Below are 15132 nucleotides of genomic sequence, written 5' to 3'. Positions count from 1 at the left end.
TAACAATCGCGACGGCGGCCGCGCAAGCGAAACCGCTACGTCCTCCTACCCACTTTCAATCAAGCTACGGCGTGAGTTATGCAGTCATCAAGCGGTCCCTCGCTTTACCAGCTTTCCGGCGTCGACTTTTCGATCGGCGACCGGCTGCTGTTGCAATCCATTTCGCTCGATATCGCGCCGGGCCAGGTCGTAGGCCTGATCGGTCATAACGGGTCGGGCAAGACCTCGTTGATGCGGCTGCTGGCCCGCCTGCATCAGCCGACGCGCGGCAGCATTCATTTCGACGGCGCGCCGCTCGCGAGCTGGCCGCACCGGCGTTTCGCGCAACAGGTTGCGCATCTGCCGCAGTACACACCGTCCACCGATGGCCTGCTGGTGCGCGAACTGGTCGCGCTCGGCCGCTATCCCTGGCATGGCGCGCTGGGCCGCGTCACCGCGGACGACCGCGAGCGCGTCGAGGAGGCGATGGCATGGACCGACGTCGCCCGCTACGCGGACCGCGCGGTCGACAATCTCTCGGGCGGTGAACGCCAGCGCGTCTGGCTGGCCATGCTGATTGCGCAGAACAGCCGCTGCGTGCTGCTCGACGAACCCACCTCGGCGCTCGACATCAGCCACCAGATCGAAGTACTGGGCCTGATTCGTTCGCTGTGCGAAAAGCGCGGCATGACCGCGATCGTCGTGCTGCATGACGTGAACATGGCGACGCGCTTCTGCAACGAACTGATCTCGCTGCGCGGCGGCAAGGTGCTGATGCAGGCGAGTCCGGCGGAAATCATGCGCCCCGACAGTCTGGAGGCGATCTACGGCGTGCCGATGGGCGTGCTGACGGATCCGCAGACTGGCTATGCCATCGGGTTTCCGCGATGACGAAGTCCCTGATTCGACCCACGCGCGATGGAGCGATGCCGGACCCGCAGCGCCGCCGGCTGCTCGCGGGACTCGGCGCGCTCGGTACGTCCTGTGCATTCAGCGCATTCGGTGCGGCGAACGCATACAGCGCGACAAGCACAGCGACGCCCGCCAATCTCGCGCCGCACCGCATCGTCACCCTCAACTGGGAGTTGACCGAAACGTTGCTCGCGCTTGGCGTGACCCCCATCGGCACACCGCTACCGGACTGGTACCGCAGCACGATCGTCGAGCCGCCGCTGCCCGCCAGCGTGGCCAATATCGGGCTGCTATACCAGCCGAACTTCGAGATGTTGCAGGCGCTCGCGCCCGACCTGATGATCATCACGCCTGGCCACGCGCCGGCCAAACCCTGGCTCGAGCGCCTCGCGCCGACGATCACGCTCGGCGCCTACATGTCGAGCGACGCGCCATACCCGGCGCTGCTCGGCGAAACCGCCGAGCTCGCCGCGCGGCTGCAACGTCCGGAACACGCGACGAGCCTGATCGCCGCAACTGAGCGCAACACGGCCGAGATCCGCGCGCAACTCGCCGCGCGCCCAGCGTTGCTGCGCGCGCCGGTGCTCGTCGCCGATCTGGTCGACGATCGCCATTTGCGTGTCTATGCGCGCGGCAGCCTGTTCGACGAGATGTTGCAGAAGCTCGCGGTCGGCAACGCCGCGAATCCCGCCACGGGCGGCAGCCCGTGGAGTACCGAGTCCGGCTTCGCGCTGGTGCCGGTGCAGCGCCTCGTCGAGGTGCCGCAGGCGAGCGTGCTGCTGGTGGGTCCGGTGGCGCCGTCCGCGCGCGCCGGTCTCGCGCGCAATGCGATCTGGCAGGCGCTGCCGGTGGTGCGCGAGCGCCGCGTGGCCGTGCTGCCCGTGATTGCGCCTTACGGAGGACTGGTTTCGATGCAGCGTTTCGCACAAGCGGTCGCAGCGGCGCTGGCTACCATCGACAATGGCGGAGGCGGCGTTGCGTAATCTTGCTGCTTCTCCCGCGCCGGACACAGTGCGCGACTTTCGCGCCGCCCTTGTTGGCGTGCTGGGTGTCGTCGCTCTGATCCTGGCAGTCCTTTCCATTCATGCGCAACTGAGCGGTGCGTCGTTCTGGACCACGCTGACCGCACCGAACCGCACGGACCTGCATCAGGTACTGGTACGCGACAGCATGCTGCCGCGCATCGCCATGACGCTGCTGTGCGGCGGTGCACTGGCGCTGGCGGGTACGCTGGCGCAGCAGGTGCTGCGCAATCCGCTGGCCGAGCCGATGACGCTCGGTATTTTCCCCGGCGCGTATCTCGCGCTGACCATAGCCGAACTGTGGGCGCCGGCGTGGCTCGCCGGCGGCCGCACCGTCGTGGCGCTGGCAGGCGGCGGGCTGGCGATGCTGCTCGTGTTCGGGCTCGCGTGGCGGCAGCGCATGTCGTCGCTGGCGGTCATCCTGTCGGGGATGATCGTGAACCTGTATTGCGGCGCCATCAGTCTCGCCATCGCCATGTCGAACTTCGACCTGTTGCGCGGCCTGATGATCTGGGGTGGCGGGGCGCTCGACCAGAGCGGCTGGCAGGAAAGCCGCCAGCTTCTGTGGAGCGTACTTGCTTGCGTGGTCGCCACCGGCCTGCTACGCCGTCCGCTCGGCGTGTTCGAGGCGGGCGATTCGACCGTGCAGAGTCTCGGCATCTCGTTGCAACGCACGCGCTTTGCCGCGCTGCTGATCGCGGTGGTGTTGACGGCCTGCGTCGTGTCGGCGGTGGGCGTGATCGGCTTCGTCGGTCTGGCCGCGCCCACGCTCGCGCGCCTCGCGGGTGCGAGGCGCCTCAGACAGCGCCTGATCTGGGCGCCGTGCCTCGGCGCCGCACTGCTGTGGGCGACGGACGAAATCGTCCAGGCGATGTCCACGACGGAACTGTTCTCCTCGCATCTGGTGCCCACCGGCACGGTCACGTCGCTGCTCGGCGTACCGTTGCTCCTGCTGTTGCTGCCGCGCCTGCGCAGCCAGCCGGACCTGCATGCGAGCGCTATCGCGCACGCACCGCCGGGCAAGCTGGCGACGCGTCTGCCGTGGGCGATCGTCGGCCTCGTGGTGGTGACCATGCTGACCTTTGCCGTGTCGCGCGGCCTCGATGGCTGGCGCGTCTCCAGTCTCGCGCAGATCGACGCGTTGCTGTTCTGGCGGCTGCCGCATACGGTCGCGGCGATGGCGGCGGGCGTATTGCTGGCGATTGCCGGCACGCTGATCCAGCGCGTCACGGCCAATCCGATGGCGAGCCCCGACCTGCTCGGGGTGAGCTCGGGCGGTGCGCTCGGTATCGTCGTCGTGCTGTTCGCCGGACTCGAGCCGACGCCGGGCTTCCTGTTCGCCGGTTGCCTCGCCGGCGCTATGACGACGCTTGCGCTGCTATTGTGGCTGGGCGGCCGGGCCTCGTTCGCGCCCGAGCGGCTGCTGCTGATCGGCGTGGGGATCAGCGCGCTGTTTCAGGCGATCGTCGGCGCGCTGTTAGCCAGCAACGATCCACGCGCAGGTCTCCTGATGAATTTTGTGGTCGGCTCGACCTATTACGTCGAACCCGTCGCGGCGTATGCAGCGGGCGCAATCGCGCTCATGGCATTGGTGCTCGGACCGTTGATGGCGCGCTGGCTCGAAACGCTCGGTCTCGGCGCGCCGATGGCGGGCAGCCTCGGTGTGCCGGTGGTGCGGGCGCGGCTCGCGATCCTCTTGCTGGCGTCGCTGTTGACGGCCACGTCCACGCTGCTGGTGGGGCCGTTGTCCTTCGTCGGCCTGATTGCGCCGCATATCGCCCGCTTTTCCGGCGCACGCAGGCCGGCCGTGCAGATGTTCGTGGCTGCCATCTTCGGTGCCCTGCTGATGGGCTTCGCGGATTGGCTCGGCCGGCAGCTCGTGTTCCCGCTGGAGATGCCGGCGGGCCTCGTGGCGACGCTAATCGGCGGTCCGTATCTGATCGCGCTGACGTTGCGCAAGACGGTTTCGTCCACCTGAGGCGCGCTGGAGCGTGACGGGATTGCCACGAATCACCCCATCGAACGTAAAATAATTTGCAAATGAGAATCATTATCGAATAACATCTCATTCGCGATAACGCGATGCATGGCGCACGACATCTGCGCCGTGCATCGATGCGCGAGAGCGGCTTATCGCCGGTCGCGGTACTAGGGGAAGTGCAAAGCCGCGAGTCACCTTCGCAACGAATACATCATCCTGACACATCTCGTTAGGAGTCCATTTCAATGGGACGAACGGGGTGTGTCTTCACGCTGAAAATTTGCCTGCCACGATGAAAATAACCATGGACCTTTGCCAGACACGACGAGCCAAAGCTCGCTCGTTGCATTCCCGGCTGACACCGGTAGCGATCTCGCTGCTCGCAATCTGGGCCGGCCACGCCCGTGCGCAAACGACGCCTGCCGGCACGACGGGCACGACCAGCGCCGCCAGCACGACGGCCAGCGACAACGTGCTGCCGGCCGTCAGCGTGACGAGCACCGCCGACGCCACCACCGAGGGCAGTGGCTCTTACGCCGCTACCAGCGCGACGGTCGCCGGGCAGACGGCGCAACCGCTCAAGGAGATCCCGGCATCGGTTTCGGTGCTGACGCGTCAGCGCATGGACGACCAGAACATGACGAGGATCCAGGACGCGTTGCTGTATGTCACGGGCGTCGAGTCGCTTTACTATGGCGACGGCACCGCCTACTACAAGGCGCGCGGCAATTATCTGGGTATCGAGTTCGATGGCGTGTCGGTCGTCAGCGGCCTGCAGTACCAGACCCAGTTCGACCTGGCCATGTACGATCGCGTCGAAGTGTTTCGCGGACCGGAAGGCGTGATGACCGGCGCAGCGGACCCGACCGACCCGGGCGGCACGGTCAACCTGGTGCGCAAGCGCCCGCTGGATACCTTCCATATCTCCACCGAGACGCAGGTGGGTACCTTCGGCAGCGTGCGTCAGATGGTCGACGTCACCGGGCCGCTCAACAAGGACGGCTCGTTGCGCGGCCGTGCAGTGATCGTCGGCAGCGACGGGCTGAAATCCGTGGATGGCGTGCGCGAGAAGACCTTCATGGCCTACGGCGCGCTCGACTACGACATCAACCCGCGTACGACGATCGCGCTGTCGGCCGCCTATGAGGTCGATCCGGTGTCGGGCTTCGACTATGGCGTTGGTGGCACGGCTGCCGGTACGCGGCTGCCGAGTTCGTATTCGCAGAACTTCAGCCCGAGCTGGAACTATGCCTACACGTCGCTGGCGGAAACCAACCTGAACCTGACGCACCGCTTCGAGAACGACTGGAAATCGCAGACCACGTTGTTCTATCGCCATGAACTGCAGTCGGGCGAGTACGCGTATTCCGGGCCGGGTGTGAGCCAAAACGGTTACGCCGACTATGCCGACCAGCGGCAACGCATCACCTACGACTGGTTCGGCGCGGACACGAACGTCTCGGGCCCGGTTCAGTTGTTCGGCCAGACGCATACGTTCACCATTGGCGCGAACTACTCGCTGCTCAAGGAGACCACGGAATCGGGCTTTGCTTCGCTCGACGGTCCGTTCGGCGGGGCATACAACGTCTTCGATCCGGACTCGGTCCCGCAGGTCAACATACCGTTCACCTACGGCTCCAACATCCGCACGGAGCAGTACGGCGTGTACGCGCAGGGACGGATTCATCTCGCCAAGCCGCTGACGCTCGTGCTCGGTGCGCGCGAAACCTTCTTCAACGAAGAGTCGCAAAGCATCTTGCCGACCGTGTCCGACTGGACCACCAGCACGCGGATGAACGGCAAGTTCCTCCCGTCCGCAGCGCTCGTCTATGACATCGTTCCATGGTTGAGCGCTTACGTCAGCTACTCGAAGGTGTTCTCGCCGCAGACGGCGACGACCTACACCGGCGGCGCCTTGCCGCCGGCAACCGGCCAGCAGTACGAAACCGGCCTGAAGGGTAATTTCCTGAATGGGCGGCTCGGTGTGACCGCGGCGTTGTTCCGCATCGACACAGACAACGTCGCGATTGCGGATCCCAACAATCCGACCGGTTCGATCGCAGGCGGCGGGGCGCGCAACGAGGGCTTCGAATTCGAAGTCACGGGCCAGCCGCTGCCGGACTGGAATGTGTACGCGGGCTATACGTACCTGAACCAGGACTTCACGAACCAGACGGCCAATTATTCGGACGGCACCGATCCCAAGCACCTGTTCAAGCTCTGGACGACCTACCGTCTTTCGCAAGGATTCCTGAACGGTGTGACGATCGGCGGCGGGATGCTGGCGCAGAGCGCGATCACGCGCGGTGTCGAGCAGGGCGGCTACGCCATCTTCAATGCGCAAGTGGGCTATCGTTTCAACAAGCACGTCAACGCCTCGCTGACGTTGAACAACATGTTCAATCGCGAGTACTACATCCGTCCGCCAGGTACGTTCTTTAGCGAGTTCGGCGACCGGCGCAACCTGATGTTGACGGTGCGCACCGACTTCTAAATCGAAGCGGTCGAGGCATGCGCATCAATGCGATGCGCATGCCGGTTGTGAGACGCGCGGCTCCGCTTCACAGCGGGCCGCGCGTTGGTGTCAGTGCGTTACGCCCATCGCGCAACGGAAAGCAGTCGTCCCGGAAGCAGGCTGACCTGAAAGGACTTGAAAGATCTTGACAAGACAGGGCATCATGTCTAATTTTGTATAAATGAGAATCATTAACATTTATATTCGAGATGTTGAGCCGGTTGTGCGCCTGCCGTCCGGCGGCGGATTGTGAAGCACGCTCCGCACGCCATGCCGGCATCGTTGCGCCGTCCACTTCCGAGTCATTCACAGGAACTATTGCCATGACGCAAGCTACGCCTTTGCTATTCGACTTTGCGCCGTTCGCCGGCAAGAGCGAACAATACGTAGAACTGATCAAACAGTTCGCCGCTGCTCACTCGTTTCGCAGCGCCACCGTCGACGAGCTGCTGCTTGACGATGACTATCACCGCCGTCCGTTGCGTCCCGAAGACTTCGAGTTTCTGAAATTCGCCAAGCCGGTGCGTCAGCACAATGTGAGCCGCCTGCCGTCGCTTGCTTCGAACCGGACGCTGCTGTCGATCTACGAGCTGGGCATCGCGCGCCTGCCGCGCAGTGCGGACGCCTTGGAATGGCAGCACTTCAGCGAGTTCTACCGCGACGAGGTGCAGGTACGTGGCGCGCAGCTTGCCCCGTTCCTCGAAGCCTACGCGTTCGAATATCTCGCGCAGGACCACGTCATCGAAACGGAGGCCGCGGCGGCGAGCGCGCGGCTTGCCCGCATCGTCGACGACGAAACCGCCTTCTGGAGCGAGACGTTCGAGCGGCTCATGCGCAACGACTATCTCGAGGAAGGGCTGCGCTTCATCATGGTCCAGCGCTGGGCTCTGGCGCCGTCGAAGCGCCGTGCGCTCGCCCGTGCTACCGCGAGCGGCCTGTTCGACATGTTGCCGGCCGACCTGCGGCCCACGCTCGAGGGCGAACTGCCTGACGACGCGCTGTTGCAGCGGGTAGCAGGTGCCTGCGGCGTGACGCGTCAGCAACACGCTTACTGGCAGTTCTATCTGCCCACCAGCATGGCGAAGTGCAATCTGCTGTATGCGCTGGGACGCCGGCCGGATCGCGCGTTCGCACTCGCCGGTGCGGCCTTTGCCGCGCAAGCCGAGTGGTTGGCGTTCGGCCTCGCGCTCGAACGTGCGTGTGCGCATTTGCAGCCCGCCGGGCGACGCCGCGGCGATGCGGCCGAACGCAAAGCCGAACTGGCGTCGCGCTTCACGCAGGCGTTGCAGGGCATCGAAGACGAGTTCGGTGCGGCGGCTTTCGCCCAGACCGTGCAGGGCGTGGCGGCCGCCGAGCGGCTCGCCGAGCGCGGTCGCTGGGATCTCGGCGAGCAACTGCTGTGGCTGTCGTCGATTCGCCGTTACGTCGAGTTCGCGCATCGCATCAGCACGCGCATCGACGCGGAGTGCCCCGGCATCGACCGCGAAACTTTCGTCGAACCGCATGAGATGTGTTCGACCACTCACGTGCACAACGACCACCGGCTCGTGACCATTCAGGAAGGCGAAATGCTGTTCTGGGGCAACGTCGGCATGCAACTGAAGATGAACGAAGGCGACATGGTGCTGATCCCCGACGGGCGCCTGCATGGCTCGACCGTTGTTTCGGGCGAGTGCACCTACCACCAGCCGATCATCCCGGACGACTGGGTTCAGGCGCTGGTCGCCGAACTGGACGCGAAGGCCGAGGCCTGAGCGCCGCGGCGGCGGCAGACGTCGCGAGCAATCGCAGACGAAGCCAACCGCCGCTGCTTTCCTGAATGCCGGAACGCCTGGGACAGGGCGCCGGTTCCCCCGCAAACCGATATCGCAGTTGACGCGCGCCCGCGAGGACGCGTGCCGGCCCGCTCGCCGCTGCGCGATGCAGACGTGTGTGACGACAAAGGACTTTGAAGATGCGATCAAATGAGGGAACCGTGGAGGGTGGGGTGCAGCTTGCTGCATCGCACGTGTCGAATCCGCACGAGGCAGCGTCGCTCGGCGACGGTTTCGACCCCGGCGACTGGAAGAGCCGGATCATCGCCGGCCGCGCGACCGGCGCGGCGGCGAATCCGCCGGCGTGGCTCGACGCTTCGTATGAAACGTTGTGCACGCACGTAATGGACCCTGCGTATCCGTGCTTCTTCGGCACGATCGCCGAAAAGCGCGGCGAGATGTTCTATTCGTACGTGAACGGCAAGGACATTCGCGATCTGCCGGCGACGATGCAAACGTTCGCGGAGCTGGTCACGCTGCCGCAATACCGCAAGAACAACATTGCGATCTTCTTCGAGCCGGACGCGCAACCGCTCACGCATGAGGCGTATCACGCGTGGTTCTGGAGCATCCTGCAGCATCTGCACGACGTCGACCCCGATCCGAAGGCCGATGCGCAGCCCGAGCCGTCGCACGAGGACTGGGAGTTCTCGTTTGCCGGCGTGGAGACCTTCGTGGTCTGCGCATGCCCGTCGTTCCGTCTGCGGCATAGCCGCAATCTGGGGCCCGGCATGGTGCTGCTGTTCCAGCCGCGCAGCGTATTCGTCGACACGATCACCAACAAGGTGATTGGGCGTGAAGCGCGCAATCAGGTGCGCAAGCGCCTCGAAACGTGGGACGAAATTTCCGCGCATCCCGATCTCGGCTTTTACGGCGACCCCGGCAATCTGGAGTGGAAGCAGTACTTTCTCGACGATGCCAACCTGCCTGCCGACGACCGTTGCCCATTCCTGAAGCGTCAGCGCGAGAAGGCCGCGCAGCTTGCGGCCGCCGTGCCGGCTCATACCTCGACGCATCCGGATGCATCGATCGACAAGGTGTCCGGGTTCGCTCACGGCAGCTACACGCATTGGCATCCGCGTGCAGCGGCTGCGGCCGAAAGCCCGTTCGCGCCGCATGCGGCGCGGCATGGGGCTGAGCACCGGCATCTGGCCGACAGCGAGCACGAGCGTCGCGAGCACGGCGAAGAATAAGCAGGCGGGCGGCGTGCCGCCTGCATCGCCGCAGCAGGCGCGGCGTGTCATACGAGATGGTGAAATGACTGAGAACATGATCGAACGGCTGCGCGCGCTGAGCGCGTCGCGTGCGACGGACACCGCGCTGGTGACGCTCGATGCGGCTGGCGAGACCCGCTATCACTACGCTGATCTCGACCGGCGCGCTCGGGTGATTGGTGCGCGTCTGCGTGGTGTGGGTGGTGCGGGTGGTGTGCGTGCCGAACCGGATGGCAGCGATAACGACACTCCTCCACGCGCGCTGCTGCTGATGGACAGCGGTGTCGATTACGTCGCTTCGTTCTTCGCTTGCCTCTACGCGGGCATCATCGCTGTGCCGGCTTATCCGCCGGAATCGTTGCGCGGACAACATCTGGCGCGCCTCGAGTCGATCGCCGCCGACGCCGGCGCGAGCTTCATCCTGACGACCGCGACACTCGCCGGCAAACTTCGCGACGCGTTCGCGGCCATCGCGCCGCGTGCCGAACTCATTGCGGTGGATGCGCTCGATTTCATCCGCGTCGATACGGACGCTTTCGAGCCACATCGCGCACATCCCTCCGACGTCGCCTTTTTGCAGTACACCTCTGGCTCGACCTCGGCTCCGAAGGGCGTGATGGTCACGCACGGTAGCCTGTGGGCCAACGAAGTGGCGATCCGCGAAGGCCTCGGCGTTCGCGACGACGACGTGTTCGTGAGCTGGCTGCCGCTCTATCACGACATGGGGCTGATCGGCACGCTGTCGCAACCCGTGTTCAGCGGCATTCCGCTGGTGTTGATGTCGCCGCAGTATTTTCTGGAGCGGCCGGTGCGCTGGCTCGAAGCGATTGCGCGCCATCGCGGCACGATCTCGGGCGGTCCCGATTTCGCGTACCGGTTGTGCGCCGATCGCGTCAGTGACGAACAACGCGCGGCGCTCGACCTGTCGTGCTGGCGGCTAGCGTTTTCCGGATCGGAGCCGGTTCGCAAGGTGACGCTGGATGCGTTTGCCGCGCGTTTCGAAGGTATCGGCTTCGATCCTCACGCGCTGTTTCCGTGCTACGGCCTGGCTGAGGCGACGCTGTATGTGAGCGGTGTCGCGCGGGGCGATGGAGCGCGGGCGCCGTCGTTCTCGGCGACTGAACTGGCGGCAGGGCGGGCCGAACAGGATGCTGACGGCGTACCGCTCGTCTCCTGTGGCAAGCCTGCGAGCAGTCACGCGTTGGCCATTGTCGATCACGCGAGCGGTGCCGTGCTTGAGGCCGGGCAGATCGGCGAAGTTCTGGTTCAGGGCCCGAGTGTCGCGGCTGGTTACTGGCGACGGCCTGAAGATACCGCGCGCACGTTTGTCGAGCGCGATGGGGCGCGTTGGCTGCGCACGGGTGATCTGGGTTTCCTGCACGACGGCGAGCTCTATGTCGCGGGACGCATCAAGGATCTACTGATCGTGCGCGGCCGTAATCTGTATCCGCAGGATCTCGAGCTTGTGATCGAACGCGAGGTCGAACTGGTTAGGCGCGGACGTGTTGCGGCATTTGCGGTGGAAGTCGATGCTCAGGAGGGGATCGGCATTGCGGCGGAAGTGTCACGCAACATGCAGAAGCTCGCGTCGCCTGAAGCGATTGCCACGGCGCTGAGCGAAGCGGTTGCGCTGGCTTGCGGCGAACCGGCGAGCGTCGTTGTCCTGCTGAATCCGGGTGGACTGCCGAAGACATCGAGCGGCAAGGTGCAACGCGCGGCATGCGGACGTGGCTGGCAGCAGCGTTCGCTGGATGCGTATGCGTATTTTGTGCAGGGGCGGCGGGTCGATGTGGCTGCGTCGGGTGAGGCGGGCGCAGCCTCGACTCGTATCGAAGAAACGCCGTCGCCGGGAGATGCTGGAGCGGTGTCTGCGTCTTCTGGGCCGTGTGCACCATTGACCGGCACCGAACAGGCGCTTGCGACGCTGTGGCGCGACGTATTGCGCTTGCCGCAGGAGCGGCCTGCACCTGACGACAGTTTCTTCGCGCTCGGTGGCAATTCGCTCGCGGCGGTGCAAGTGGTGGCCCTTGCCCGTGCACACTGGACCGTCGACTACACCTTGCGTGATGTCTTTAGCGAGCCCGTTCTGAAGGACGCCGCGGCGCTGATCGAGCAGAAAAGCATGCATGGCGCCGCTGCGCAGGAGCTTGCACTGGTGCGTCTGCCTGACGGGCAGCGTCTGATATCGCGCGCCTCGGATGCACAACGCGGCCTCTGGCTCACGTGGCACCAGGACCCTGCGAGCGCTGCTTACAACATGAGCGGCGAACTGCGTTTGTCCGGTGAGCTGGACGTGCCGGCATTGCAACGCGCGTTCGACGAGCTCGTGCGTCGCCATGAGATCCTGCGCGCGCATTTCACGCTCGGCGAAGACGGCGAACCGCTGCAGATCATCGATAGCAGCGTACGAATTCCGTTACCGGTGACGCGGATTGACGCGAGCTCTTCCGTCGAGCAACAGGCAGCGTTCGATAAATTGATCCAGCAGGTCGGTCGCCAGCCATTCGATCTCGAACACGGACCACTGCTGCGTGCTCACCTGGTTCGCACCGGTAGTGACGAGTACCGTTTGCTGCTCGCGCTCCATCACATCATCGCGGACGGCTGGTCGGTGAACGTGTTGCTTACGTCGCTGGCTGAGGCCTATCGCGCACAACGAGTTCCGCCGGATGCGGCGACTTCCGGCACGGCGCCGTCGTTGCAGTTTGCGGACTACATTACGTGGGAGCGTGCGACGCTCGACACGAACGTGATCTCGCGCCAGCTCGATTACTGGCGCAATCAACTTGCCGCGGACAGCGATCCCGCAGCGGCAGCGCAACTCTTTGCGCGACCGGCTAACCGCCTTGCAGGCGCCGAAGATCTCGCAGGGCACCAGCGCAGCCTAAGCTTTTCGCTTTCCGCCGACACCGCTGCAAAGCTGAAGCGCTTTGGCGGAACCCGCCGCGCGTCGCTCTTCATGACCATGCTCGCGGTCTTGAACGCTGTGTTGCAGCGTTTGAGCGGCAGGGACGATATCCGCGTCGGTGCGCCGCTCTCGCTGCGCAAACGGCCCGAAGCGCAGTCGATGGTGGGCTACTTCATCAATCTGCAGGTTCTGCGCACACGCATGAGCCTGCATCGCGACTTCGGCGCACTCGTCGATGCCGTGCGCGAGACGGTGCTCGCTGCGCAGGAACATCAGGATGTCCCGTTCGACCGGCTTGTGAGTGCGCTGCTGCCGAACCGCGCGAGCAATAGTGCGGCGCTGTTTCAGGTCAAGTTGACCGAGCAGCAACCCTTTGCTGAAGCCGCGTTTGCACCGCTCGAAGCGCAACTGCGTGTTCTGTTGAACGACGCACCGCATTTCGACCTCGCGCTCGACTTTACCGATTCGGGTACGACAGTCGACTGTCTGCTCGCCTACGACGATGCGCTTTTCGATGCGACGTTTGCGGCGCGCTTTGCTGAGTTGTTCGCAATGCTTGCGAAGCGGCTCGTTGAGGCGCCTGGTGTGGAACTGAATGCGCACGATACCGAGGCGTCGGCGCTGCCGTCATCGCCGCAACGCTCAGACGAGCCACAAGCCGCCCTCGCCGCATCCGCAGTGTCAGGCGAACCGGGCGAGTATGCCGCGCATGACGTCCTGACATTGTGGAATGCAAGCGTGGCGCGTTGCGCCGACCGCATCGCCGTATACGACGGCGAGCGCAGCGTGACATTCGGCGCGCTGGACGCCGCGGCCGAGGCACTCGCCGCCCAGCTCGACGTATTGGGTGTAGGTGGCGAAGCGCGCGTCGGCGTGTTGGCAGGGCGTTCGATCGAGCAGGTGCTCGGCATGCTGGCAGCCTTCAAGGCGGGCGCAACCTGGGTGCCGTTCGATCCGCAGACACCGGCGGCGCGCATCGCTGCGCAGATCGCGGACAGCGGGGCGGTCGCGTTGCTGCATGCTGGGGCATTGCCAACGGGTCTTGTCGATTTGCGCATCGATACCTTGGCGCTGCGCTACGACTTCGTGACCTCGCTGCAATCGCTGCAGTCGTTGCAGTCGCAACCATCGCAGGGCGCGTCCGTATCACACAAGCGCCGCGCAGCCCACGCAGACAGCGCCGCCTACATGATCTACACCTCGGGTTCGACCGGCGAACCAAAGGGCGTAGTGATTACGCAGCGCGCCCTCGCGAACTACGTCCATGGCATGCTTGCCACCTTGCGGGTCGACGCTGACGCATCGTTCGCGATGGTCTCGACACCTGCCGCCGATCTCGGTCACACGGTGCTGTTCGGCGCGCTGTGCTCGGGGCACACGCTGCATCTGCTGGCGCAGGATCTCGCGTTCGATCCGGACGGTTTTTCGCGCTACATGGCCGAAAATCGAATCGGCATACTGAAGATCGTGCCGAGCCACCTCGCCGCGCTGCTATCCGCCGCGCGTTCCCGAGACGTGTTGCCGGGCCAGGCACTGATTGTCGGCGGCGAGACGACTTCCGCTGCGCTACTCGAACGGCTTCGTGCGCTCAAGCCCACATGCCGCATCTTCAACCACTACGGTCCGACGGAAACCACGGTGGGCATCGCGATGCATGCGCTCGCAGATACCACGGAGCCGGCCCGCGATCTTCCGCTGGGTGGGCCGTTACCCAATGCCCGCATCTATCTGTTGGACGAACGGATGGAGCCGGTGGCTCGGGGCGCCGAGGGCGAGTTGTATCTCGGCGGCCCGGGTGTCGCGCGCGGCTATCACGGTCGTGCGGGTCTCACGGCGGAGCGCTTCGTGCCCGACCCGCAGGTGCCGGGCGCGCGGCTCTATCGTTCCGGCGATCGCGGCCGGTTCGCTGCGGACGGTCTGCTCGAATACCTCGGACGGGTGGACGACCAGGTGAAGGTGCGCGGCTACCGGGTCGAGCCCGGCGAGGTCGAACGCGCGATCCGCGCTGTGGACGGCGTGCAGAACGCAGCGGCACTCGTGTACGAATCGACCCCGGCCTCGGCTTCGATCTCGAGCAAGCGACTGGCCGCTTTCGTCGTGTCGAGCCGCGCGCTGGAGGCTGTTATGGCGGACGCTGCACGCACGCTGCCTGACTATATGATGCCGGCGGAGGCGATCGCACTCGCTGCGCTTCCGCTCAACGCCAACGGCAAGCTCGACCGTGCCGCATTGCGAGCGACACTGGCCGCACACCTGGAGGCAAAGTCCGCACCTAACACCGACGACGATCACGCCGACAACGCCGATGTGCCCCGCAGTGCAGCCGAAGTTGCGCTGGCGCAGATCTGGGCGGATGTGCTGGGCATCGAGCCAGGCATGATCGGAAGTGAGCAGAATTTCTTCGAGGTTGGCGGCGATTCGATCCTCGGCCTCAAAGTGGTCGCGAAGGCACGCAAGGCCGGCCTGTGGGTGACACCGAAACAGTTGTTCGAGCGCCGGACGCTTGCAGAACTCGCGCTGCACGCAGCGTCGAAGGCCGTGGCGGGTAAGCAGGACAACCAGCGGCCGGCGTCGATCAAGCGCCTGACCGACGCGGCCCGTACTCGCACGGAAGCCTCGTACGCGCAGCAGCGGCAGTGGTTCATGTGGCAGCTTGCACCGGAAAGCAGTGCTTATCATGTGGCGGGCGGCCTGTGGCTGACGGGTCAGGTAGATGCGAAGGCGCTGCGTGCGAGTCTGGAAGCGATAATGGCGCGGCATGAGGTGCTGCGCACGCGTTTCGTTGCG

7 protein-coding genes are annotated in these 15132 nt (G+C 65.0%); all 7 read left to right on the top strand.

Annotated features, from left to right (window positions below; translation table 11 throughout):
* Positions 1–78 precede the first annotated feature (78 nt).
* Positions 79–870 (top strand): ABC transporter ATP-binding protein, encoded by a 792-nt coding sequence (locus tag P3T42_RS30950; RefSeq protein WP_429308201.1) that lies wholly within the window; start codon positions 79–81, stop codon positions 868–870.
* On the top strand, positions 867–1874 hold the full coding sequence (locus P3T42_RS30945; protein WP_429308200.1) for an ABC transporter substrate-binding protein: 1008 nt from the start codon (positions 867–869) through the stop codon (positions 1872–1874). Before P3T42_RS30950 ends, P3T42_RS30945 begins: the two co-directional genes overlap by 4 nt.
* Positions 1867–3891 (top strand): Fe(3+)-hydroxamate ABC transporter permease FhuB, encoded by a 2025-nt coding sequence (fhuB, locus tag P3T42_RS30940; protein ID WP_429308199.1) that lies wholly within the window; start codon positions 1867–1869, stop codon positions 3889–3891. The genes P3T42_RS30945 and fhuB overlap by 8 nt, the downstream gene beginning before the upstream one ends.
* 346 nt (positions 3892–4237) lie before the next feature.
* Positions 4238–6388: a TonB-dependent siderophore receptor gene (locus P3T42_RS30935; protein ID WP_253190086.1), complete on the top strand. Its 2151-nt coding sequence runs from the start codon at positions 4238–4240 to the stop codon at positions 6386–6388.
* A 344-nt stretch (positions 6389–6732) separates the two neighbouring features.
* Positions 6733–8163 (top strand): peptide synthetase, encoded by a 1431-nt coding sequence (locus P3T42_RS30930; protein WP_429308198.1) that lies wholly within the window; start codon positions 6733–6735, stop codon positions 8161–8163.
* Positions 8164–8363: 200 nt separating this feature from the next.
* Entirely contained in the window at positions 8364–9416 is a 1053-nt protein-coding gene (locus tag P3T42_RS30925; RefSeq protein WP_429308197.1) for a YqcI/YcgG family protein, read from the top strand.
* A gap of 64 nt (positions 9417–9480) precedes the next feature.
* A partial coding sequence (locus P3T42_RS30920; RefSeq protein ID WP_429308196.1) for an amino acid adenylation domain-containing protein occupies positions 9481–15132 on the top strand: 5652 nt, incomplete at its 3' end.

Source organism: Paraburkholderia sp. GAS38, assembly GCF_050434965.1.
GTDB lineage: Bacteria > Pseudomonadota > Gammaproteobacteria > Burkholderiales > Burkholderiaceae > Paraburkholderia > Paraburkholderia phenazinium_A.
The sequence above is the reverse complement of the archived record's forward strand: the minus strand, read 5'-3'. Positions and strand labels throughout refer to the sequence as shown.

Bases quoted from the DNA above. Each gene is read 5' to 3' on its own strand.
- P3T42_RS30950 (WP_429308201.1), top strand. From the start codon at position 79: ATGCAGTCATCAAGCGGTCCCTCGCTTTACCAGCTTTCCGGCGTCGAC.
- P3T42_RS30925 (WP_429308197.1), top strand. From the start codon at position 8,364: ATGCGATCAAATGAGGGAACCGTGGAGGGTGGGGTGCAGCTTGCTGCA.
- P3T42_RS30945 (WP_429308200.1), top strand. From the start codon at position 867: ATGACGAAGTCCCTGATTCGACCCACGCGCGATGGAGCGATGCCGGAC.
- P3T42_RS30930 (WP_429308198.1), top strand. From the start codon at position 6,733: ATGACGCAAGCTACGCCTTTGCTATTCGACTTTGCGCCGTTCGCCGGC.